Consider the following 22170-nt stretch of genomic DNA (forward strand, 5'->3'; position numbering starts at 1 on the left):
CACGGAGTCGAACGGACATGGAATTTCGCTATCAGTACTACGGCAGCACGCAGGTCAGCGACACGGCCACGCAACAGGCGTTTTCCTTCGCGCCCGACCTGCTGCGGCCTCCCACGCGCTTCGACGGCCTGCTCAGGCGCGACGGCCCGGCCTTCCTGCAGGTGCGCGAAGGCCTCAGCGCGCTGCACAGCGTGGTGGTCAGCGACATGCGCACGCGCGGCCGCGACAAGACGGCCTACCGCGAATGGCTGCAGGAGCATGAGTCCCAGCTGCTGGCCGGCTTCATGGCCGACACCGGCGGCGCCCAGGCGCGCGCCAGGGAAATCAGCGCCGAACTCAAGGACCTGCGCGAGACCCGCAACCAGGTGCTCGCGCCCTTCTACAAGGCGCAGCGCAAATACTTCGACTGGCTGTACCAGGCCAACCGCGATGCCTGGTACGTGCTCGACCCCGTGATCACCGTGCACCCGGACCGGCTGCTGTTCGAGGCCTTCAGCCAGGACGAGTCCAGCTACTGCGCGGTCAGCATCCGGCACGAGGCCTTCGAGCATGCGGGCGAGCGCATCTGCGGCACCACCAACATCGACTACTCGGCCAGCCTCTACGAAGAATTCCAGAAGATCCGCAGCTACCGGGACACGCGGCTGACGCTGGACCCGGCGGGCTTTGCCGTGCAGGTGGGCGCCGATCCGGCACTGCGCGAGGAAAAGATCGACCTGCCCGACAGCTGGCTGCGCGGCTTCGTGCAGGTCTCCAGCGCCATGGCCCTGCCCGCCACCGTGGTGGAACTGCACCCCATGGACCTGTTCAACATCTGCGCGCGGCTGCGTGCCCGGCGCGAGCGCCATGGCCCGCGCGCGCTGCGCTTCGAGCTGACGCCGGGGCAGCCGCCCGCCGTGGTGTTCGAGCCCTGGGAGGAACGCCTGGCCACCCGGCGCTCGCACGTCGTCAGCGATGCCTTGGGCACGGGCGGCGGCACCATCCGCCTGTGGGGGCGCCGGCGCCTGCTCACGCTGGAACGGCTGATCCCGCAGGCCACGCGCGTGCGCGTGCACCTGCTGGGCAGCGGCATGCCCAGCTTCTGGGTGGTGGAGCTGGGCCAGGTCACGGTCACGCTGGGCCTGTCGGGCTGGAGCGCCAACGACTGGGCCGCCAGCGCGCGCTTTCACCTGATGGCGCCGCAGGCCGAGGTCACGCCCGCCCAGGTCGAGGCCGTAGGCCGGCAACTGCAGTCGTGCTGGCAGGCCGGCGCGCAGGAACTGGCCCAGGCCACGGGCCTGGCACAGGCCCAGGTGCACACGGCCATGACGCGCTGGATGCAGGCCGGGCGTGCCGTCTACGACCTGGACGCCGGGCGCTACGCCTGGCGCGAGCTGCTGCGCGAGCCGCTGACGGCGCAGCAATTGCAGCCCGCCAACCCCGAGGAGGACAGGGCGCTGGCCCTGGTGCGCGGCAAGGCCATTGCCCCGCCGCGCATTGACCGCAAGGACGGCTTCAGCCGCATCACCGGCCAGATCCCGCGCGCCGACGGCAAGCGCCTGTTCGACACCCAGCTCGAACTCAACGCGGACGAGCGCCTGACCGATGCGCGCTGCAGCTGCAACCACTACCAGCAGCACCGGCTGCGCCAGGGGCCCTGCGAGCACATGATTGCGCTGCGCCTGGTGGCGCAGCCCCAGCTCGATGCCGCCCGCCAGCCGACCGGCCCGCAGATGAAGGCCGCAGGACAAGGAGAAATCGCGTGAACCGCTTCAATTGCTCTACACTGCCACGCGGAGCGACGCGCAGGCTCTTGCAATCCGGGTGGTGTTTCGCCACCCTTGTGAACTGCCGTTTCATGCACCACGGGCGCCGTTTTCACTGTGCCACCCCAGCGACGGTATGCGTTTTCCTGAGTGGCTTGCCACAAGCGAAACACGCATACCGTCGCGGGGTGGCGTCGAGCGAACAGCTCCCGTCCCGTGAGCCCTGCGGGCTCTTCGACGAGAAGCGCGTCGCTCCATTTCTTTGCCCGCCGCACAGCGGCCGGGCCCGCCTTGCCGGGGTGGCCGCATGAGCCAGCCGCAACCCACACGCGCCGAGATCTACGAGCGCATCAAGGCCTCCAGCAAACAGGAAGTCATCCTCGACGAGATGCAGCGCCTGGGCTTCTGGCCCAAGGGCGAGGGACAGCCGCAGCTGGCCGCCGCCCACATCCAGCGCGAAGGCGAGCTGCAGCGCGAGCTGGCCGAGCTGCGCCAGCAGATCGCCGTGCGCCAGAACCCCGAGCGCGCACTGCGCCAGATGCGCAAGGAGCGCATGCAAAAGGCGCTGGCCCAGCGCGAGGAAACCAAACGCCGCCAGGCCCAGGAACGCCATGACAAGGCGCTGGCCTGGCATGCCAGGCGGTCCACGCACGTGGGCTATCTGGGCCCCGGCGTCTCCGCGGCCCTGCAGGATGCCGCCCGGGATGGCACGGAGCGCAGGCAGGCCGATCCGCAGCGGCTCGCCCGGCACGGCCTGCCGCAGCTGGCCGATGCCGCCCAGCTGGCGCAGGCCATGGGCATCACGGTGGCCGAGCTGCGCTTCCTGGGCTTTCACCGCGAGGTGGCCCGCACCCACCACTACCACTCGTTCACCCTGCCCAAGAAGACCGGCGGCGAGCGGCTGATCTCCGCGCCCATGCCGCGCCTCAAGCGCGCGCAGTACTGGGTGCTGGACAACATCCTCGCCAAGGTGCCCGCGCATGGCGCCGCCCACGGCTTCCTGGCCGGCCGCTCCATCGTGAGCAATGCCGCGCCGCATGCGGGCCACGACGTGGTCATCAACCTGGACGTGAAGGACTTCTTTCCCAGCATTGCCTTCGGCCGCATCAAGGGCGTGTTCCGGCATCTGGGCTATGGCGAGGCCATGGCCACCCTCCTGGCCCTGCTGTGCAGCGAAAACCGCGCCCAGGCCTGGCAGGTGGATGGCGAGAAGCTCTTCGTTGGCGGCAAGGCGCGCGAGCGCGTGCTGCCCCAGGGCGCGCCCACCAGCCCCATGCTCACCAACCTGCTGTGCCGCCGCCTGGACCGCCGCCTGCTGGGCCTGGCCAGGCAGCTGGGCTTTGTGTACACGCGCTATGCGGACGACCTGACCTTCTCGGCCTCGGGCGAGGCCGCGCGCGACAACGTGGGGCGGCTGCTGGGCCGCGTGCGCTGGATACTGCGCGACGAAGGCTTCACGCCCCACCCCGACAAGGAGCGCGTGATGCGCAAGGGCCGCCGCCAGGAGGTCACGGGGCTGGTGGTGAACGCGGACAAGCCCGGCGTATCGCGCCAGACGCGCAGGCGCCTGCGCGCCGCCCTGCACCGCGCCACGCAGGCCGGGACAGGCCTGCCAGGCCAATCTGTCCAGCCTGCCCAGGCGCCCCACTGGCAAGGCCAGCCGGCCCATGCCTCGCAGTTGCTGGGAATGGCGCAGTTCGTCCACCAGATCGATCCCGTGCAGGGCGGGCCGCTGCTGGCACAGGCCCGGCAGCTCACGCGCAGCCCTGTGGACCGGGCGAACGACGCCCTGCTCGAGGCCAGCCGGCAGGACCGCGCCGCCGCGCGCGCCAAGCCCCCCGCAAACGCCACGTTCCGGCGCCTGGCAGCCGGCGGGCAGCCACCTGCGCTGGCCAGCGGCAAGCCATGGTGGCAGCCGGCCGCACCCGCAGCGCCCGTGCTGGAGAAGACCGACCAGCAGCGGCGCGAGCAGCGCCAGGAGGAACGGCAGGTCGCCCGGCAGGCGGCTGGCCCTGCCCCCGGCGCCGCAAGCGCCCTGCCCGCGGCATCGCCATCACCGGCCGCACCGGACCCGAATCCGCCCGCATCGAAAAGGCCGCCGATGGCCGGCCTGCTCACCTACTGGGCGCAGATCGTGATCTGCTTCCTGCTGGGCACCGTGTTCCAGGCCCGGCTGATCACGCTGATCGGCATCGTCCTGGTCGTCATCCTCAGGTACCGGCGCATCCAGCGCTGGGATGTCTTCGGGGCGGCGATGGTGGTGGCCGTGCTGGTCGGCCTGGGATTGCGGCTTTCGTAGCGATCAGCGCACCGCGCTGCGCAGTGCCAGAAAGCGGCGCGGCGAGGTGCCCACGGCCTTGCGGAACATGGTCACGAAGGCCGGTGCGCTTTCGTATCCCAGGGCATCGGCCACGGTCTGGATGCGCAGCCCCTGGGACAGCTGCTGCAGCGCGGTGAGCACATGCAGCTGGCGGCGCCACTGGTTGACGGTGAGGCCGGTCTCGGCCAGGAACAGCCGCGTCATGCTGCGCTCGCTCATGCCGATGCGCTGGGCCCAGTCGGCCAGCCGCGCCTGCAGCTGGGGCTGCTCGCACAGGGCGCCGGTCATGCGGCGCAGGCGGCGGTCGCGCGGCAGGGGCAGGTGCAGGCCCTCGGGCTGCGCGTTCTGGATTTCATCGAGCAGGACCTGCATGAGCCGGCCATCGCCGCTGTCGGGCTCGTAGTCCTGCGGCAGGCCCTGCACGCGCTCCAGCAGGGCATGCAGAAAGGGCGAGACGGCCAGCGCATGGCAGGGGCCGGGCGCGGGGCGCGCCGCGCCGGATTCCACAAAGACGATATGGCCGCTGGCCGCACCGCTGCAGCTGACGCGGTGCAGCGTGCCGCCCGGAATCCAGGCGGCGCTGCGCGGCGGCACCACGCAGACGCCGGCCTCGGTCTCCAGCGTGATCAGGCCCGCATTGGTGACCATGAGCTGGCTCTTGCGGTGGGCATGGAAGTCCATTGCCCAGTCACCCGGGCCCGAGCGCATCGGCAGGACGATCACGGGACGGTCCACATGGTCGGGATCCCACCTCTCGGGCAGGACTTTGAGCAGGGCGGAATCCACGGCATTCATGGTGTTTCTCTCAGTTCATGTCAATCGGTCATCAATCGGACCCGAGCAGCTCCCGTGCACGCTGCTGCGCCTCCTCGGGGGAGGCCACCAGCAGCATGGGATAGCCCCAGGCCTTGCCGAACATCTGTGCGAAGGCCTCGGCCTCGGCGCGCTTGTGCGCATCGGGCTCGGCGTGGACCAGGGCGCGCACCAGGCTTTTGAGCTCGGGGCGGCGGGCCTTCATCCACAGCACGACCTGCTTGCGCTCCTCGGGCGAGCGCTCCTCCTGGGACATGTCGCCGTCGCTGAAGAAGACAAAGGCCTGGCCGCGGGCCAGCAGGGCCGAGAAGTCCTCCAGCAAGCGGTCCACGGGCACGGCCTTGTCGCGCTCGTAGCCCATGCGGACCAGGGGAAAGCTGCTGCTGTCGATGTACATGGAAACCTCCGGCCGATGCCATTCAATACAAATGAGACCCATTACTGTATGAATGAACGGCAGCTGCGTCATTGCAGCACTCGGCCAAAGAATTTCGCAGTCCGGCCAGGACGCCTGCAGGGGCGGTACAAGCCCCGGTTGCCCTGTTCCTGCGCTTTCGCTCAGAATGGCCGCATTCTTCGAGTTCAAGTGAACTTGAAGTCAAGCCACGAAGGAAAGCCACCATGAAAACCGAGGATGATCCGCTGCTCAGCATCGGCGACGTGGCGCAGCGCAGCGGGGTCAAGGCCTCGGCGCTGCGCTTTTACGAGTCGCTGAACCTGATCGAGTCCGTGCGCAGCGCCAGCGGCCACCGGCGCTACCACCGCTCGTCGCTGCGGCGCATCGCCTTCGTGGTGTTCGCCCAGCGCATAGGCTTCACGCTGGAGGAGATCGCCGAGCAGCTGGCCAAGCTACCCAGCCGCCATGTCCCCACGGGCGGGGACTGGCAGAAGATGTCGCGGGTCTGGAAGCAGCGGCTGGACGACCGCATAGGCGAGCTGCAGCGGCTCAGCGAGAGCCTGGACCAGTGCATTGGCTGCGGCTGCCTGTCGCTGCGCCACTGCGTGCTGCACAACCCCGGCGACCTGTGCGCACAGAACGGCCCCGGGCCGCGCCGCTGGCTGGGCGACCCGCCGCCCGTGGCCATGGGCGGGCCCTGCCCGGGCCACTGCCACGACGAAGGCTGATCAGGACACGCGCCGTGTCGTGACGAAGTCCAGCACGGCCTGCAGCATGCGCTGCAGCGTGGGCTGGATCTGTTCGGCGCGCTCGGGAAGGTAGTCGAAGGGCAGCGCTTCCTGCATGTAGCTGCACTGCGTCATCTCCAGCTGCACGGCGTGGATGCCGGCCTCGGGCTGGCCGTAGTGGCGCGTGATGTAGCCGCCCGTGAAGCGGCCGTTGAGTATGGCGGTGTGGCCCGGCGCGGTCTGCGCAATGGCCAGCAGATGCTCGGCCAGTTCCAGCGCGCAGCTCGTGCCCTTGCCGGTGCCCAGGTTCAGGTCGGGCAGCTTGCCTTCGAAGAAACGCGGCAGCACCGAGCGGATGGAGTGCGCGTCCCACAGCGCCACGGTGCCGTGCACGGCCTTGAGGCGGTCGAGCTCGGCGCGCAGCTGTGCGTGGTACGGGCCCCAGATGGCTTCGCGGCGCGCGGCGATTTCGGCGTCCGCGGGCACATCGGCCGGGTCGGCGTACAGCGGCGTGTCGTCGAAGGTGTCCACGGGGCACAGGCCGGTGACGCTCTGGCCCGGGTAGAGGCTGGCGCCATCGGGCGGACGGTTCAGGTCCACCACATAGCGCGAATGCGTGGCCACGAGGATGGAGGCGCCCATGGCCCTGGCGAACTCGTACAGGCGCGGCAGGTGCCAGTCGGTGTCGGGCACGTGGCGGGCTTCCTCGGTCAGGCGCGCGGCGATGTCGGGCGGCACATGGGTGCCCGCATGCGGCATGGAGATCAGCAGCGGCGCCGTGCCCTGGTGGAAGACGAAGGGAGGGGGAGCGGTATCGGTCATGGCGTGATTCTGGAACGTTTCTGGCGGGTTTCGCGGGCCCATGGCATGCGGGGGCCTCAGGATTGCAGGGTGGCCGCGCGGGCCGCGACAAAGCCGCGGGCTGCCGCCTCGTGCAGCGCATGCCGGCCGGCCTGCACGCGGCGCTCTCCGCCCACCCACAGGCTGTGCAGGGCGCTGCTGCGGTGGCTGCCGAAGACATGGGCCGAGACCATGGCCTGCACCGGCAGGCCGGCCAGCGCCACATGGTCTGCGTCCAGCGCCAGGAAGTCGGCCTGCTGGCCCACGGCCAGCCCGGCCACGGGGCGGCCTGCGGCCTGGGCACCGCCCTGCACGGCGGCGGTCCACAGCGCGGTGCCCACCTGCGGGTCGGGGCCGGCCAGCACGTTGCGCTGGCGCAGCGACAGGCGCTGGCTGTATTCGAGCATCAGCAGTTCCTCGGCCGCGTTGACGCAGGCATGGCTGTCCGAGCCCACGCCCCAGGCACCGCCGTGACCCAGCCATTGCGGCATGTCGAAGATGCCATCGCCCAGGTTGGCCTCGGTGGTGGGGCAGATGCCGGCCACGGCGCCGCTGCGCGCGGCGCCCGCGTATTCGCCGGGCGTCATGTGGGTGGCGTGGACCAGGCACCAGCGTGCGTCCACGGGGGCGTGCTCCAGCAGCCATTGCACGGGGCGCTGGCCGCTCCAGGCCAGGCAGTCGTCCACCTCCTGGGTCTGCTCGGCAATGTGGATGTGGAGGGGCGCGCGCGCGTCCAGCGCCGTCAGGCCCTCCACGGCCACGCGCAGGCTGTCGGGCGGCACGGCGCGCAGCGAGTGGGGCGCCAGGCCCAGGGCCGCGCCTTGTGCGCGCGCCTCGGGCAGCAGGCGCTGCAGCAGGGCCAGCATGCTGTCGGTGCTGCGGATGAAGCGCGCCTGGTCGGCGCGCGGCGGCTTGCCGCCGAAGCCGCTGGTCTGGTAGAGCACGGGCAGCAGGGTGATGCCCATGCCGGCCTTGCGCGCGGCGCGCAGCAGGGCCAGGGACAGCGTGGCGTCGTCGGCGTAGGGCCGGCCATCCCGGTCGTGGTGCACGTAGTGGAATTCGCAGACCGAGGTGTAGCCGGCCTCCAGCATCTCCACGTACAGCCAGGTGGCGATGGCCTCCAGCGACTCGGGCGTGATGCGCGCGGCAAAGCGGTACATGAGGTCGCGCCAGCTCCAGAAGCTGTCCTGGGCCTCGGCGCGGTATTCGGTCAGGCCCGCAAAGGCGCGCTGGAAGGCATGCGAGTGCAGGTTGGGCATGCCGGGCAGCACGGGGCCGGGCGCGCGCGGCGCGCTGCCGGACGGGGCGTCGGCCTGTACGGCCAGCAGGCGCCCTGCGCCATCCCAGCGCAGCAGCACATTGCGCGCCCAGCCCGTGGGCAGCAGCGCATGCTCGGCGAACAGCGTGCGGCTGTCGTGTGTCGGGTCGATGCCGCTCATTGCCCGGCCTCCAGGATGTCGGCCAGCGCGCGCACGAAGCGTTCGTTGTCGGCCTCGGTGCCCACGGAGACGCGGATGAAGTGCTCGAAGCCCGGCTCCTTCCAGGGCTTGACGATCAGGCCCCGGGCCAGCAGCGCCTCGTTCACGGGGCCGTTGGGGCGGCCGATGTCGATGAACAGGAAGTTGGCGGCCGAAGGCGCTATCCGAAGTGCGGGCAGGGCAGGCAGGGCGGCCAGCCGCTGCGCCAGCACATCGCGCAGGCGCACGGTCTCGGCCACGCCGCGCTGCATGAAGCCCTCGTCGCCCCAGGCCGCCAGCGCCGCCGCCTGGGCGGCCTGGTTGACGTTGAAGGGCGTGCGCACGCGGTCCAGCAGTTGCACCAGGGCCGCGTCGCTGGCCAGTCCGTAGCCCACGCGCAGGCCCGCCAGGCCCCAGGCCTTGGAGAAGGTGCGCAGCACGATCCAGGGCATGGCGCGGCCGCGCAGCAGGGCCAGCACGTCTGGGTAGCCGTCGGCGTGCAGGGCGTACTCGTAGTAGGCCTCGTCCACCACCAGCAGGGTCTGCGGCGGCGTGGCGTCCAGCAGGCGCGCGAAATCGCGGGCGCTGAACATGCAGCCCACGGGATTGGAGGGATTGGCCAGCATGGCGATCTTGGGGCCGCGCGCCAGCGCCTGGCACCAGGCATCGACATCGAAGCCCAGCGCGGGCGTCAGCTCCAGCAGCTCGACGCGGGCGCCCATCATGCGCGGGTAGATCTCGTGCAGGCCGAAGGCCGGGCGCTGGGTGAGCACGCGGTCGCCGGGCGAGAGAAACGCCTGGCACAGCATCTGCAGGATGTCCTCGGAGCCGTTGCCCACGGCAATGGCCTCGGCCGGCACGCCGGTACGCGCTGCGATGGCCGCGCGCAGTGCCGTGCATTGCGCATCGGGATAGGTGCCCACATGCAGGGCCAGGTCGGCCAGGGCGCGGGCCACGGCGGGGCTGGCGCCAAAGGGGTTCTCGTTGCTCGCCAGCCGCGCGATCTCGGTGACGCCGTAGCGCGCCCGCACGGCCTCGGAGGACAGGCCTGCGTTGTAGGGCGGCAGCGGCGGCACTTCGGGGCGTGCCAGGGTGTGGATCGCGTGGAGGGCGGGAGCGTTCATAGGTCGAATACCTTGCCGGGGTTGAACAGATGCAGGGGGTCCAGCGCCTGCTTGATGGCGCGCATCACGGCCAGTTCGGCCGGCGTGCGGCTGGCGCCGAGATAGGGCTTCTTGTGCAGGCCGATGCCGTGCTCGGCCGAGACGCTGCCGCCGAACTCGCCGACCAGGTGGTACAGCGCGGCCTCGACGCCTTCGCAGTCGCCGTTGGCGGTGGCACCGTCCACCGAGACATGCAGGTTGCCGTCGCCCACATGGCCGAAGAACAGCGTGTGGTGGCCGGGCCAGCGCGCGTCGAACGCGGCGCGGCAGGCATCGGCAAAGCGGCCGATGTCGGCCTGGGGCAGGCTGACGTCGAAGTTCACGGGCGGATGCATGTTCGTGTTGAGCTCGGCCGGCGCCTCGCGCAGCTTCCACAGCTGGCGCGCCTGTGCCACGGATTGGGCGATGACGGCATCGGCCACCTCGCCGGCCTCCATGGCCTCGCCCAGGGCCTCTTCCACGTCGGCGCGCAGCGTGGCCTCGTCCTTGCCGTCCACATCGATCAGGGCCAGCAGCGCATGCGCCTGGCCAAACGGCGGCTGCAGCTTCTGCCAGCGGATGGAGGCCTGGATGAAGCTGTCCCACATCAGCTCGAAGGCCGCCACGCCGTTGCCAAAGCGCGACTGCATGCGCGAGAGCACGGACAGCGCCGCATCGAAGTCCGGCACGGCCACCAGGGCCGTGGCGCGGGCCTGGGGCGCGGGGCGCAGGCGCAGCAGCACGCGCGTGACGATGCCCAGCGTGCCCTCCGAGCCGATGAAGAACTGCTTGAGGTCGTAGCCCGTGTTGTTCTTGAGCATGGGGCGCAGCATGGGCAGCACCGTGCCGTCGGCCAGCACCACCTCCAGGCCCAGCACCTGCTCGCGCATCATGCCGTGCTGCAGCACGCCGTTGCCGCCCGCATTGGTGGCCACGTTGCCGCCGATCTGGCAGCTGCCGCGCGCGCCCAGGTCCACGCCGAAGACCATGCCTGCGGCCACGGCCGCCTCCTGCCCGGCCTGCAGCGTGGCGCCGGCCTGCACGGTCATCAGCGCGGTGCGCGCGTTCACGTCCTCGATGGCATTCATGCGCTCCATGGAGACGGCCACGGCACCCGCCACGGGCACGGCCGCACCGGCCAGGCCCGTGAGCCCGCCCTGGGGCACGACAGGCACGCGGTGGGCCGTGCACAGGCGCATGAGCGCGCTGACCTCGTCGGTGCTGCGCGGGCGCACCAGGGCCAGCGGGCGCTGGGGCGGCGTGCCGCTCCAGTCGGTGTGGTAGCGCGCGGGCACATCGTCGCCGCGCTGCGCCACTTCGGCGCCCAGGGTGGAAATCAATTCATCGAGAAACAGTGCATGGGGCATGGGACAGGCTTTCAGTGGCTCCCCTGCCCGCGGGTCCGCACGATGCGGCCCTGGCGCACGATGGTGCAGTCAGGCTTGCTGCCGAACCAGTAGGCCAGCTCGGCCGCATGGCGCACGGGCCAGAGCACGAAGTGGGCAGGACGGCCGGCCGCGATCAGGCCATGCTCGTCCTGCAGGCCCAGGGCGCGCGCGGCATGGCGGGTGATGCCCGCCAGGGCCTCGGGCACGGTGAGCCGGAACAGGGTGCAGGCCATGTTGGCCATGAGCAAAAGGCTCAGGCAGGGGGAGGTGCCCGGATTGTGATCGGTAGAGACGGCCATGGGAACGCCCGCGGCACGCAGGCCCGCGATGGGCGGCATGTGGGTGTCACGCAGCGTGTAATAGGCGCCGGGCAGCAGCACGGCCACGGAACCCGCGCCGCGCATGGCGGCGATGCCTGTTTCCGACAGGTGCTCGATGTGGTCGCACGACAGCGCGCCATAGCGGGCCGCGAGGGCCGCCCCCTCCATGTTCGACAGCTGCTCGGCATGCAGCTTGACGGGCAGGCCCAGGCCGCGTGCGGCCTGGAAGACCTGCTCGGTCTCGGCCAACGAGAAGGCGATGCGCTCGCAGAACACATCGACCGCATCGACCAGGCCCTCGGCCGCCAGCGCGGGCAGCATGGTGCCGGCGACCAGGTCGATGTAGTCCTGGCTGCGCCCTGCGTACTCGGGCGGCAGCGCATGCGCGCCCAGGAAGGTGGTGCGCACGGTCACGCCCAGGGCCTGGCCCAGGCGCCGGGCCACGCGCAGCTGCTTGCGCTCGTGTTCCAGCGCCAGGCCGTAGCCCGACTTGATCTCGATGGCGCAGACGCCCTCGTCCAGCAGCTGCTGCAGGCGCGGCAGGGCCTGGGCGAACAGCTCGTCCTCGCTGGCCTCGCGCGTGGCACGCACGCTGGAGACGATGCCGCCGCCGGCGCGTGCCACTTCCTCGTAGCTGGCGCCGTCCAGGCGCATGGCGAATTCGTTGGCGCGCTCGCCGCCATAGACCAGGTGGGTGTGGCAATCGACCAGGCCCGGCGTGGCCAGCATGCCCTGGCCGTCATGGCGCGGCAGGGACGCATATGCGGGCGGCAGGGCCTGCTGCGGCCCCACCCAGGCCACGCGGCCCTGCTGCACCACGATGCAGGCATCCTCGCCATCACCCACGGCCTGGCCGGCCTCGAACATGTCAGGCGCCAGGCGCAGGTTCTGCCAGCAGCCGTCGGCCGAGGAGGATGGAGCGAGTGCGGAAGCAGGTGCAGAAGCGGATGCAGAAGCGGGTGCGTGGGGCTCGGTCATGGGGGGGATTCCTTGGATGTCGTGGGTCGTCAGCAGGCTTGCAGCAGCACCTGCACCAGCCGCGCGTCGTCGGTCTGCGGCACCAGCTGCTGCGGGTCGGGCTGCTGCGCGCTCCACCACAGGCCCTGGCCGGGGATGAGCGCAGCGCCATCCGTCTGCCAGTTGCCCTGCAGCACCATGCACAGGCCGGCGTCGGCGCGGCCGGCGTCGGCAGCGCTGTCCAGCACCTGAACCTGCGCCCGCCACCGGCCGCGCCGCGCCATCACGTTGAAGTCGGTGGAAGTGCCGCCCAGCAGCGAGCAGCCCAGCGCCACATCGCCGGAGAAGGCAAACGGCTGCCAGCGCGCGTCCAGCACATGGTCGATGCCTTCGCCGCGCAGGTGCACGCCGTCGCCATCGAGCAGCATGATCTGCCGGTCCACGCCCGCAAAGGCCGAGAACGGGCCGGGCTGGTCAATGGTGGCCACGCTGATGCGCCAGCCAAAGGCCTCCATGCCGGCCCCGGGCGGCCAGCAGGCGATCTCGCGCGTGCTGCCGCCCCCGTTCTTCCAGGGGCTGGCGGCGATCTGGTTCAGGTCGAAACGCTGCATGGCCGTGGTGTCCTGCAAGCGGCTCACTTGACCATGGGCAGGTTCAGCTGATGGCGCTTGGCGGCCGCCACGGCAATGTCGTAGCCCGCATCCGCATGGCGCATCACGCCGGTGGCCGGATCGTTCCAGAGCACGCGGCCCAGGCGGGCGGCGGCCTCGTCCGTACCGTCGGCCACGATGACCACGCCCGCATGCTGGGAGTAGCCCATGCCCACGCCGCCGCCGTGGTGCAGGCTGACCCAGGTGGCGCCGCCTGCGGTGTTGAGCAGGGCGTTGAGCAGCGGCCAGTCGCTGACGGCGTCCGTGCCGTCCTTCATGGATTCGGTCTCGCGGTTGGGGCTGGCCACCGAGCCGCAGTCCAGGTGGTCGCGGCCGATCACGATGGGGGCCTTGAGTTCGCCGTTCTTCACCATCTCGTTGAAGGCCAGGGCCGCCTTGTGGCGCTCGCCCAGGCCCAGCCAGCAGATGCGCGCGGGCAGGCCCTGGAAGCTGATGCGCTCGCGCGCCATGTCCAGCCAGCGGTGGGTGTGCTTGTTGTCGGGGAACAGTTCCTTGATCTTGGCGTCGGTCTTGTAGATGTCCTCGGGGTCGCCTGACAGGGCCACCCAGCGGAACGGGCCCTTGCCCTCGCAAAACAGCGGCCGGATGTAGGCGGGCACGAAGCCGGGGAAGTCGAAGGCGTTCTTCACGCCCTGGTCCAGGGCCACCTGGCGGATGTTGTTGCCGTAGTCCACCGTGGGAATGCCCATGGCCTGGAAGTCCAGCATGGCCTGCACGTGCTGGGCGCAGCCCTGGGCGGCGGCGGCCTTGAGCTGGGCATGGCGCGACGGGTCTGCCGCGGCGGCACGCCACTCGTCCACGGTCCAGCCCACGGGCAGGTAGCCGTTGATCAGGTCATGGGCGGAGGTTTGGTCGGTCACGATGTCGGGGCGGGCGCCGCCGGCCTTTGCGCGGCGCACCAGCTCGGGCAGGATTTCGGCGGCATTGCCCAGCAGGCCGATGGAGATGGCCTCGCCCGCGGCCGTGTGCTGGGCGATGAGCTCCAGCGCGTGGTCGATGTCGCGCGCCTGCTTGTCCAGGTAGCGCGTGCGCAGGCGGAAGTCGATGCTGCTTTGCTGGCATTCGATGGCCAGCACGCAGGCACCGGCCAGCACGCCGGCCAGGGGCTGGGCACCGCCCATGCCGCCCAGGCCCGCCGTGAGGATCCACTTGCCCGTGAGGTCGTTGTTGTAGTGCTGGCGGCCGGCCTCGACGAAGGTCTCGAACGTGCCCTGCACGATGCCCTGGGCACCGATGTAGATCCAGCTGCCGGCCGTCATCTGGCCGTACATGAACAGGCCCTTCTGGTCGAGCTCGTTGAAGTGCTCCCAATTCGCCCACTGGGGAACGAGGTTGGAGTTGGCCAGCAGCACGCGCGGTGCGTTCTCGTGCGTCTTGAACACGCCCACGGGCTTACCCGACTGGATCAGCAGCGACTCGTCGGCCTCCAGCTTTTTCAGCGACTCCAGGATCTGGTCATAGCACTCCCAGTTGCGCGCCGCGCGGCCGATGCCGCCGTAGACCACCAGGGCCTTGGGGTTCTCGGCCACGTCGGGGTCCAGGTTGTTCTGCAGCATGCGGTAGGCGGCCTCGGCCAGCCAGTTCTTGCAGTGCAGTTCGCTGCCGCGCGGGGCGCGGATGACGCGGCTGGCGTCATAGCGGGGATTGGTGGCAGCCGTGGCAGCGTTGGCGTTGAGGATGGCGTCGTTGGCGTTCATGGCGATCTCCTGGGTGCGTAGGGTGAGCGGTTGCGGGGTTCAGGCAGCCTGGTGGCTGGGCAGGTGGCGGACGATGGCCTGGGGCCAGTCCGTGGCAAGCGCCCACTGGCGCATGGTTTCGATGTCGGGTGCCAGGTAGCGGTCACGGTCCAGGTGCGGAACCTGGCTGCGGATCAGCGCGTACTGCGCCTCGATCAGCTCGGAGCTGCTCAGGCTGCGGTCGAAGTCCATGCCCTGGGCGGCGGCCATGGCTTCCACGCCCACGATGACGGCGGTGTTGCGCGCCATCTCGCCCAGGCGCCGCGCGCCGTAGGTGGCCATGGAGACATGGTCTTCCTGGTTGGCCGAGGTGGGCAGGCTGGTGACGCTGCTGGGATGAGCCAGGCACTGGTTCTCGGCAGCCAGGGCGGCGGCCGTGACCTGGGCGATCATGAAGCCCGAGTTCACGCCGCTGTCGGCAATCAGGAAGGCCGGCAGGCCCGACAGGCCGGTGTCCAGCAGCAGGGCCATGCGGCGCTCGGAGATGGCGCCGATCTCGGCCAGGGCCAGGGCGATGATGTCGGCCGCGAAGGCCACGGGCTCGGCATGGAAGTTGCCGCCCGAGATCACGTCGCCGTTGTCGAAGACCAGCGGGTTGTCCGAGGCGGCGTTGGCCTCGATCACCAGCACGCGGGCCGCATGGCTGAGGTTGTCCAGGCAGGCGCCCATGACCTGGGGCACGCAGCGGATGGAGTACGGGTCCTGCACGCGGCCGCAGTGGGGGTGGGAGGTGTCGATGGCGCTGCCGTCCAGCAGTTCGCGCACGGCGGCGGCCACGGCGATCTGGCCAAGCTGGCCGCGCGCCTCGTGGATGCGGGCGTCGAACGGCTTGACCGAGCCCTTGATGGCCTCCAGCGTCAGGCAGCCCGCCACCAGGCCGGCCGCGAACACGCTCTCGCCCTGGAACAGGCCCACCAGGGCCAGGGCCGTGGATACCTGGGTGCCGTTGAGCAGGGCCAGCCCTTCCTTGGGGCCGAGCACGAAGGGCTCCAGGCCCACGTGGCGCATGGCCTCGGCGCCGGACACCACCTGTCCATCGATCTTGGCCTGGCCTTCGCCGATCAGCACGCAGGCCAGGTGCGACAGCGGCGCCAGGTCGCCGGAGGCGCCCACCGAGCCCTTGGCGGGAATCACGGGCAGCACGTCGGCGTTGGCCAGGGCCAGCAGCGCGTCCACCAGCTCGGGGCGCACGCCCGAGTGGCCGCGCGCCAGGCTCACGGCCTTGGTGGCCAGCACCAGGCGCACCACGGCGTCGGGCAGCGGCTCGCCCGTGCCCACGCTGTGCGACAGCACCAGGTTGCGCTGCAGTTCGGCCAGGCGGTCATGGGCGATCTTGGTGGAGGCCAGCTTGCCGAAGCCGGTGTTGATGCCATAGACGACCTGGTCCTCATCCACGATGTGCTGCACATGGGCCTGGGCGGCGCGCATGCGCTCGTAGGCGGGCGCCGCCATGGACAGGCGCACGCCGCCCTGCTGTATGGCCCGCAGCTGGGCCAGGGTGACCTGGCCGGGCTGCAGCGTCAGCGCGGTGCCGGGACGGGAGGTGAGGCCGGGAGTCGTGATGGTGTTCATGGTGATGCCCTGTCGGTGTCTGGAAGGATGTGCCAGGATTGATGTCTATGCCTGTCTATACAATATCAATCGAAGCGGAACAGCGCAAGAGCGGGAACCCCGCCTTTCCGGCCTCAGCCGTCGTGCGATCCGCCGTCGGTGCGAAAGCGGCTGCCCAGCCGGTAGCGCATGCCCGGATGCACGCAGTGCACCCAGGTCACGGGCGTGCCCAGGTACCAGGTGCGGCGCGTCAGCGTCAGGCAGGGCTGGTCGGTCTCCATTTGCAGCCAGCGTGCCTGCTCGGGCGTGGGCAGCATGGCGTCCACCACATGCTCGATCTGGTCGAAGGGCACGTTGCGCACCAGGTACACCGAAGGCTGGATCAGCGAGAAGTCCTGCTCCATGAAGTCCGGCGCCATGCGCGGGTTCACATGGCGGTCTTCCAGCTGCACGGGCACGTCGTTCTCGAAATGCACGCCCTGCAGGTGGAACACCGAGCTGCCGGCGGACAGCTGCAGCGAAGCCGCCGCCTCGGGCGAGGCCGACTCGCGGCGCACGCTGATCAGCTCGAAGCGGTGGTCATGGCCGCGCTGGCGGATTTCCTCGGCGATGTTGGCGATGCGCAGCAGCGTGGACTGCGGCTTTTCCTCGGCCACGAAGGAGCCCACGCCCGCCACCCGCACGATCACGCCCTGCTCGGCCAGCTCGCGCAGCGCGCGGTTGGCCGTCATGCGGGCCACGCCGAACTCCTGCACCAGCTCCTGCTCGGACGGCACGCGCTCGCCGGCCGACAGCGAGCCATCGGCGATCTTGCGCATCACATGGTCCTTGACCTGCTGGTACAGGGCCATGGGCACCTCCGCCGTCGTTGCGGAAAGACGAGAAGCCGTGGAGCGGGAAGACATGGTGTGGGCAGTGGTCATGAAAAGCGTCAGTGTGCAGCAGCAGCCAGCGACTCTGCGCGAATCTCTTCGGTCAGCCGGGCTTTCAGCTCCATGAACTCGGGCGATGTCTTGACCGTGTAGTGGCGCGGATGCGGCAGGTTCACGGGGATGTCGGCCTTGATGCGGCCCGGGCGCGCGCTGAACACGGCCACGCGGTTGGCCATGAAGATGGCCTCGTCGATGTCGTGGGTGACGAACATCACGGTCTTGCGCTCGGCCTCCCAGATGCCCAGCAGCAGCTCCTGCATGAGCACGCGGGTCTGGTTGTCGAGTGCGCCGAAGGGCTCGTCCATGAGCAGGATCTTGGGATCGTTGGCCAGCGCGCGCGCAATGGCCGTGCGCTGCTGCATGCCGCCCGACAACTGCTTGGGAAAGTGGTTCTCGAAGCCGCGCAGCCCCACCTTGGCGATGAAGTAGTCGCTGCGCTCCTTTTGCAGCGCCTCGCTCACGCCCTTCTCGCGCAGGCCGAAGCGGATGTTCTGGGCCACCGTCAGCCACGGGAACAGCGTGTAGCTCTGGAACACCATGCCGCGGTCGGCGCCCGGCCCGTCCACGGCGCGGCCGTCCAGCAGCACCTGGCCCGTGGTCGGGAAATCCAGCCCCGCCGCAATGCGCAGCATGGTGGACTTGCCGCAGCCCGAGGGGCCGAGGATGGTGACGAAGTCGTTCTCGCGGACCTCGAAATCCACAGGCAGCAAGGCCTGCGTGCTCGTGCCCTTGTGGCTGGTGAAGGTGCGCGAAACACCTTGAATGGACAGCAGATTCATCACAGGGTGCTCCACTCGAACATGCGACGGTTCAGCGATTTGAAGATGAAATCGGACACCAGGCCGATGAGGCCGATCACGATGATGCCGAAGATGATCTGGCCCGTGTTCAGCAGCGCCTGGCTGTCGGTGATCATGTGGCCGATGCCCGAGGACGAGCCGATCAGCTCGGCCACGATCACATAGGTCCAGGCCCAGCCCAGCACCAGGCGCAGCGTCTCGGCAATGCCGGGCGCGGCGCCCGGGATCAGCACGCGGCGCACCACGCCGGTGTTGGAGGCGCCCAGCGTGTAGGCGGCCTCCACCAGGTCCTTGCGTGCGCCGCCCACGGTCACGGCCACCATCAGCGTGATCTGGAACACCGAGCCGATGAAGATGACCAGCAGCTTCTGCGTCTCGCCCACGCCGGCCCACAGGATCAGCAGCGGGATGAAGGCCGAGGCCGGCAGGTAGCGGCAGAACGAGACAAAGGGCTCGAAGAAGGCCTCGACCGGCTTCCAGGCGCCCATGGCGATGCCCAGGGGCACGGCCACGACCGAGGCCAGGATGAAGCCGCCCATCACGCGCCAGACCGTCATGCCGATGTCGTGCAGGAAGCCGTACTCGGTGAACAGCAGCACGCCCTCGCGCGCCATGGTCATGGGGCTGGCCAGGAAGGTCGGGGAGACGAAGCCGCCCAGCGTCACAGCCGCCCAGACGAGAAAGAACAGCACGAAGAAGGCCACACCCAGCACCCACTTGGCCGTGGGGCTGACGGGCTCCAGCGGCGCCATGCGGCGGCGGCGGACGGGGGCTGGCGCCGCGGCGGGCGCGGGAGCGTGCGGTGTGGCGTGGGTCATGGGCTTGTTAGCCGGCTGGACTGCGGAAGTGGATGCGGCTTGCATGGTCATCCCCTGGCGGGCTTACTGGATGAAGCTGGCGTCGTACATCACGCCATAGTTCTCGGGGATGGAGCGGATGATGCCGGCCTCCTTGAGGATCACGGCCGATTCCTTCATGAACGGCACCAGCTCGTTGGCGAAGAATTTCTGGTTGGCTTCCTTGTCGGACCACTTGAGGTAGGAGGCCGACTTGCCGAACTGCTCGCCGCTTTGCTTGACGGCCGTGCCCATGATCTCGAAGGACTTGGTCTTGTCGGCCTCGATCATGGCCACCGCATCGAAATACGACTGGGCCAGGGCCTTGGCGGCGGCCGCGTTGGCCTTGAGCCACTTGGGATCGCAGCCCACGGTGTCCATGACCATGGGGTAGTCGATGGTGGTGGCCAGGATCTTGCCCGCCGCCGGGTTGGCGCGGATGGTGGACAGGTAGGGCTCGTAGCTCATGGCCGCATCGTTCTGGCCGGCCACGAAGGCCTGGGCCGCGGGCTGGGGCTCCAGGGAGACGGTCTTCACATCCTTCATGGTCATGCCGTTCTTGTGCAGCATCCAGGCCAGGCCGAAGTACGGCGCCGTGCCCGGCGCGCTCACGGCCACCGTCTTGCCCTTGAGGTCGGCGAAGCCCTTGACATCATTGCGCACGGCGATGCCGTCGGCACCGTAGGACTTGTCCATCTGGAAGATCTGCACGATGGGCACGCCGTTGGTGTTCCAGGCCACATGCGTCTCGATGGTGGTGGCCGCGCACTGGATGGCGCCAGAGGCCAGGGCCAGGTGGCGGTCCTTCTGCGGAATCATCTTCAGGTCCACCGCCAGGCCGTTCTTCTTGAAGATGCCGGCCTTGTCGGCCAGGGTCAGCGGCGCGAAGCCGGTCCAGCCCGACATGCCCAGGGTGATCTTGGTCTCCTGCGCGGCAGCGGGCTGCAGTGCGGCGGCAAGGCAGAGGGCGGCGGCCAGCGGCCCCAGGGGCAGGCGGCGGAACGTGGGGATCGAACTCATGTGGCACTCCTCGGTCGGGAAAGCAAGTTGGCAATGGCAGTTTCGGGGTCCGCGGGCAGACCGGTGCGGAAGCCCGAAGTGTGTTTTTGCCGACCAAACATGTATATACAGGATTACCCGGCAAACCTGGCAAGGGCGGAAACCTGCATCCATCTGCGGTCAACACAGAGAGCGAGAGCAAGCACCGTGCCAACCCATCTTGTCCATACAAGCTGGGGAAAGTCCCTGGTCGCGATTCACCACCGTGGTGCAGGCCACCGCACGGCGCGCCGCTACGGTGCAATCACAGCCCGCGCCACCTTCAAAAAAGGTGCAATCAGCGGCGAGGCATTGCCCGCCGACACAGCCAGCACCACGGGCTGGGGGGCCACACGGCCCCGGATGCGGCGGCAGGCCAGGCGCTGGCCATCGTGGGCGCGGTCCACCACCGGTCGCGTGGTCAGCACGCTCAGGCCGTGGCCATTGGCCACCATGGAACGCAGCATCTCGATGGAGGCGAACTCATGGGCCACCAGCGGCGTCACGCCGGCCTCGCGGAACAGCGACAGGAAATACTCGCGGCTGTGCGGCAGGTTGATCAGCACCAGCGGGTGGGCCGCCACTTCGGCCAGGCTCACGCTGGTCCTGGCCGCCAGCGCATGGCGATGCGGCAGCAGCACATAGGGCGGCAACGCCGCCACGGGCAGCAGCTCCATGCGGGGACGCGCCAAGCCCGTGTTGTACTGCAGGGCCGCATCGAGCTCGCCGCGCTCCACCTGCTGCGTGAGCGAGGCGATATCGCCCTCCACCAGCTCCAGTGCAATGCCGGGATGGCGGCGCTGCATCTGCGCCAGCAGCGCCGGCACCCAGCGCGCGCCCAGCGTGCTCAGAAAGCCCAGGCGCAGCACGCCCGCCACCGCCGCCGTGCGCGGCCCCTGCAGGCTGCGTGCGCCGTCCAGCAGCGCCTGGGCATCGCGGCTGCGCACCGCGCCGGCCGCCGTGAGATCCAGCCCCCTGGCATGGCGGCGCACGAACAGCGCCTCGCCCCACTGCGCCTCCAGGTCGGCAATCGCCTTGGAGATGGACGGCTGGGACACGCCGATGGCTTCTGCCGCGCGCGCCGCACTGCCATGGCGTGCAGCGGCCACGAAGTACTCAAGCTGCCGGAGGCTGATATGGATCATCTTTTTGAATGCATTGCATCAGGATTGAATATTTTCCATTGATTCAATTGCGGGCCAGCATGCAGCCATCCACCACCTGTCCATGGCTGCATCAATGACCGAATCCGCCTCGCCCCCCGCCCCTGCCAGTACCGCCCGCCCGCTGGACGGCGTGCGCATCCTCGACTTCACGCGCGTGCTGGCCGGGCCGCTGTCCACGGCCCTGCTGGCCGACCTGGGCGCCGAGGTCGTCAAGATCGAGCCGCCGCAGGGCGACGACTACCGCGCCATCGGCCCCATGAACAACGGCGAAAGCGCGCTGTTCACGGTGATGAACCGCAACAAGCAAAGCCTGGTGCTGGACCTCAAGCACCCCGAGGCCGTGGCCCTGGTCCGCGAGATGGCCGCCCAGGCCGACGTGGTGGTGGAGAACTTCCGCCCCGGCGTGGCCGAGCGCCTGGGCATAGGCGCAAGCCAGTTGCGGGCGCTCAATCCGCGCCTGGTCTATGTCAGCGTCTCGGGCTTCGGCCAGACCGGGCCGCTGGCCCACCGGCCGGCCTACGACATCATCGTGCAGGCCATGAGCGGCCTCATGGAGGCCACGGGCGAGCCCGATGGCGCGCCCACCGTCGTGGGCGAGGCCGTCAGCGACGTGGTGGCCGGCCTGTTCGCCTCCTGGGCCACGCTGGCCGCGCTGCTGCAGGCCCGCGCCACCGGGCAGGGCCAGCAGGTGGACGTGGCCATGTTCGACACCACGCTGAGTTTTCTGGCCACCTCGGTGGCGCGCTACCTGTTCACGGGCCGGCCCGCGCGCCGCGTGGGCAACCGCCATCCGCTGTCGGCCCCCTTCGGCGTGTACCGCGCAGGCGATGGCCACTTCGCGCTGGCCGTGCTCAACAACAAGCTGTTCGCTGCCGCCCTGCAGGCCATGGAGCTGGGCAGCCTGGCCGGCGACCCGCGCTTTGCCAGCGATGAATCACGCTCGGCCCACGAACCCGCGCTGCGCGAGGCCATCGAGGCCTGGGCCGGCCGGCATGAAGTGGCGCAGGTGGTGGCCGCGCTGGATGCAGCGGGCGTGCCCGCCGCCCCCATCTGGAACATTGCCCAGGCGCTGGAGTCGCCCCAGAGCCAGGCGCGCGGCCTGCTCGGCGCGGTGCAGGACCCGCGCCTGCCCGGCCTGCGCCTGCCCACCCAGCCCGTGCATTTCAGCGGCGCCGCACCCAACCGCGCCGAGCGCGCACCGGCCCTGGGCGAGCACACCGAGGCCCTGCTCTCGCAGTGGCTGGGCCGGGGCGCCGAAGCCATTGCCGCGCTGCGCGCATCCGGTGCCCTGGGCACCGCAGGCGCAGCCCCCTCTTCCCCATCACATTAAGCG

General features: G+C 69.9%; 19 protein-coding genes. 4 read left to right on the top strand and 15 right to left on the bottom strand.

The annotated features are described in order from the left end of the window. The first annotated feature begins 17 nt into the window (after positions 1-17). Complete coding sequence (locus ACF8O7_RS18685; RefSeq protein WP_126311583.1) at positions 18-1745, top strand: SWIM zinc finger family protein; 1728 nt, start codon at positions 18-20, stop codon at positions 1743-1745. A 307-nt stretch (positions 1746-2052) separates the two neighbouring features. Then, positions 2053-4044, top strand: coding sequence for a reverse transcriptase domain-containing protein (locus ACF8O7_RS18690; protein WP_392443983.1), 1992 nt, complete (start codon positions 2053-2055; stop codon positions 4042-4044). Between the two features lie 3 nt (positions 4045-4047). Here the strand turns inward: ACF8O7_RS18690 and ACF8O7_RS18695 are convergent, their stop codons facing one another. Beyond that, complete coding sequence (locus tag ACF8O7_RS18695) at positions 4048-4860, bottom strand: helix-turn-helix domain-containing protein (protein WP_016447389.1); 813 nt, start codon at positions 4858-4860, stop codon at positions 4048-4050. A 31-nt stretch (positions 4861-4891) separates the two neighbouring features. Then, entirely contained in the window at positions 4892-5275 is a 384-nt protein-coding gene (locus ACF8O7_RS18700; RefSeq protein WP_016447388.1) for a hypothetical protein, read from the bottom strand. A gap of 224 nt (positions 5276-5499) precedes the next feature. On the opposite strand from ACF8O7_RS18700, the gene soxR reads away from it, so the two are divergent. Next, positions 5500-6003: a redox-sensitive transcriptional activator SoxR gene (gene soxR / locus ACF8O7_RS18705; protein ID WP_012202096.1), complete on the top strand. Its 504-nt coding sequence runs from the start codon at positions 5500-5502 to the stop codon at positions 6001-6003. Here soxR and hutG read toward each other — a convergent pair whose 3' ends face one another. From hutG to ACF8O7_RS18770, 13 genes are all read right to left on the bottom strand, one after another. Further along, positions 6004-6867: an N-formylglutamate deformylase gene (hutG, locus tag ACF8O7_RS18710; protein ID WP_126311581.1), complete on the bottom strand. Its 864-nt coding sequence runs from the start codon at positions 6865-6867 to the stop codon at positions 6004-6006. It lies immediately after the preceding gene. Between the two features lie 14 nt (positions 6868-6881). Further along, on the bottom strand, positions 6882-8282 hold the full coding sequence (locus ACF8O7_RS18715) for a formimidoylglutamate deiminase (RefSeq protein ID WP_126311580.1): 1401 nt from the start codon (positions 8280-8282) through the stop codon (positions 6882-6884). After that, positions 8279-9424, bottom strand: a complete 1146-nt coding sequence (locus ACF8O7_RS18720) for a histidinol-phosphate transaminase (protein ID WP_126311579.1) — start codon at positions 9422-9424, stop codon at positions 8279-8281. The genes ACF8O7_RS18715 and ACF8O7_RS18720 overlap by 4 nt, the downstream gene beginning before the upstream one ends. Continuing rightward, the gene (locus ACF8O7_RS18725; RefSeq protein ID WP_126311578.1) at positions 9421-10809 is read right to left on the bottom strand and encodes an FAD-binding oxidoreductase; all 1389 of its coding nucleotides are present in this window, start codon (positions 10807-10809) and stop codon (positions 9421-9423) included. Before ACF8O7_RS18725 ends, ACF8O7_RS18720 begins: the two co-directional genes overlap by 4 nt. An 11-nt stretch (positions 10810-10820) precedes the next feature. After that, positions 10821-12128 carry an imidazolonepropionase gene (gene hutI, locus ACF8O7_RS18730; protein WP_126311577.1) on the bottom strand — a complete coding sequence of 436 codons (1308 nt, stop codon included), beginning with the start codon at positions 12126-12128 and terminating at the stop codon, positions 10821-10823. Positions 12129-12157: 29 nt separating this feature from the next. Then, complete coding sequence (locus ACF8O7_RS18735) at positions 12158-12718, bottom strand: HutD family protein (RefSeq protein ID WP_126311576.1); 561 nt, start codon at positions 12716-12718, stop codon at positions 12158-12160. A 23-nt stretch (positions 12719-12741) separates the two neighbouring features. After that, on the bottom strand, positions 12742-14475 hold the full coding sequence (hutU, locus tag ACF8O7_RS18740; protein WP_016447381.1) for a urocanate hydratase: 1734 nt from the start codon (positions 14473-14475) through the stop codon (positions 12742-12744). A gap of 39 nt (positions 14476-14514) precedes the next feature. Next, positions 14515-16086, bottom strand: coding sequence for a histidine ammonia-lyase (gene hutH, locus ACF8O7_RS18745; RefSeq protein WP_046240484.1), 1572 nt, complete (start codon positions 16084-16086; stop codon positions 14515-14517). A gap of 113 nt (positions 16087-16199) precedes the next feature. After that, on the bottom strand, positions 16200-16970 hold the full coding sequence (gene hutC, locus ACF8O7_RS18750) for a histidine utilization repressor (RefSeq protein ID WP_026062963.1): 771 nt from the start codon (positions 16968-16970) through the stop codon (positions 16200-16202). 26 nt (positions 16971-16996) lie between these two features. After that, a complete protein-coding gene (locus ACF8O7_RS18755) occupies positions 16997-17776 on the bottom strand; it encodes an ABC transporter ATP-binding protein (protein ID WP_012202086.1) in 780 nt (259 codons plus the stop codon). Continuing rightward, complete coding sequence (locus ACF8O7_RS18760) at positions 17776-18660, bottom strand: ABC transporter permease (RefSeq protein WP_016447378.1); 885 nt, start codon at positions 18658-18660, stop codon at positions 17776-17778. The genes ACF8O7_RS18755 and ACF8O7_RS18760 overlap by 1 nt, the downstream gene beginning before the upstream one ends. 18 nt (positions 18661-18678) lie before the next feature. Next, on the bottom strand, positions 18679-19653 hold the full coding sequence (locus tag ACF8O7_RS18765) for an ABC transporter substrate-binding protein (RefSeq protein WP_013800043.1): 975 nt from the start codon (positions 19651-19653) through the stop codon (positions 18679-18681). A gap of 272 nt (positions 19654-19925) precedes the next feature. Next, a complete protein-coding gene (locus ACF8O7_RS18770) occupies positions 19926-20816 on the bottom strand; it encodes a LysR substrate-binding domain-containing protein (protein ID WP_160851100.1) in 891 nt (296 codons plus the stop codon). 94 nt (positions 20817-20910) lie between these two features. Here ACF8O7_RS18770 and ACF8O7_RS18775 point away from each other — a divergent pair, with 94 nt between their 5' ends. Beyond that, on the top strand, positions 20911-22167 hold the full coding sequence (locus ACF8O7_RS18775) for a CaiB/BaiF CoA-transferase family protein (RefSeq protein WP_277849215.1): 1257 nt from the start codon (positions 20911-20913) through the stop codon (positions 22165-22167). Positions 22168-22170 lie beyond the last annotated feature (3 nt).

Source organism: Delftia sp. WSY_16, from assembly GCF_043104415.1.
Taxonomy (GTDB): domain Bacteria; phylum Pseudomonadota; class Gammaproteobacteria; order Burkholderiales; family Burkholderiaceae_C; genus Comamonas; species Comamonas tsuruhatensis.

Coding starts and splice junctions, on each gene's coding strand:
- ACF8O7_RS18685 (WP_126311583.1), top strand. CDS start 18: ATGGAATTTCGCTATCAGTACTACGGCAGCACGCAGGTCAGCGACACG.
- ACF8O7_RS18690 (WP_392443983.1), top strand. CDS start 2,053: ATGAGCCAGCCGCAACCCACACGCGCCGAGATCTACGAGCGCATCAAG.
- ACF8O7_RS18695 (WP_016447389.1), bottom strand. CDS start 4,860: ATGAATGCCGTGGATTCCGCCCTGCTCAAAGTCCTGCCCGAGAGGTGG.
- ACF8O7_RS18700 (WP_016447388.1), bottom strand. CDS start 5,275: ATGTACATCGACAGCAGCAGCTTTCCCCTGGTCCGCATGGGCTACGAG.
- soxR (WP_012202096.1), top strand. CDS start 5,500: ATGAAAACCGAGGATGATCCGCTGCTCAGCATCGGCGACGTGGCGCAG.
- hutG (WP_126311581.1), bottom strand. CDS start 6,867: ATGGGCCCGCGAAACCCGCCAGAAACGTTCCAGAATCACGCCATGACC.
- ACF8O7_RS18715 (WP_126311580.1), bottom strand. CDS start 8,282: ATGAGCGGCATCGACCCGACACACGACAGCCGCACGCTGTTCGCCGAG.
- ACF8O7_RS18720 (WP_126311579.1), bottom strand. CDS start 9,424: ATGAACGCTCCCGCCCTCCACGCGATCCACACCCTGGCACGCCCCGAA.
- ACF8O7_RS18725 (WP_126311578.1), bottom strand. CDS start 10,809: ATGCCCCATGCACTGTTTCTCGATGAATTGATTTCCACCCTGGGCGCC.
- hutI (WP_126311577.1), bottom strand. CDS start 12,128: ATGACCGAGCCCCACGCACCCGCTTCTGCATCCGCTTCTGCACCTGCT.
- ACF8O7_RS18735 (WP_126311576.1), bottom strand. CDS start 12,718: ATGCAGCGTTTCGACCTGAACCAGATCGCCGCCAGCCCCTGGAAGAAC.
- hutU (WP_016447381.1), bottom strand. CDS start 14,475: ATGAACGCCAACGACGCCATCCTCAACGCCAACGCTGCCACGGCTGCC.
- hutH (WP_046240484.1), bottom strand. CDS start 16,086: ATGAACACCATCACGACTCCCGGCCTCACCTCCCGTCCCGGCACCGCG.
- hutC (WP_026062963.1), bottom strand. CDS start 16,970: ATGTCTTCCCGCTCCACGGCTTCTCGTCTTTCCGCAACGACGGCGGAG.
- ACF8O7_RS18755 (WP_012202086.1), bottom strand. CDS start 17,776: ATGAATCTGCTGTCCATTCAAGGTGTTTCGCGCACCTTCACCAGCCAC.
- ACF8O7_RS18760 (WP_016447378.1), bottom strand. CDS start 18,660: ATGCAAGCCGCATCCACTTCCGCAGTCCAGCCGGCTAACAAGCCCATG.
- ACF8O7_RS18765 (WP_013800043.1), bottom strand. CDS start 19,653: ATGAGTTCGATCCCCACGTTCCGCCGCCTGCCCCTGGGGCCGCTGGCC.
- ACF8O7_RS18770 (WP_160851100.1), bottom strand. CDS start 20,816: ATGATCCATATCAGCCTCCGGCAGCTTGAGTACTTCGTGGCCGCTGCA.
- ACF8O7_RS18775 (WP_277849215.1), top strand. CDS start 20,911: ATGACCGAATCCGCCTCGCCCCCCGCCCCTGCCAGTACCGCCCGCCCG.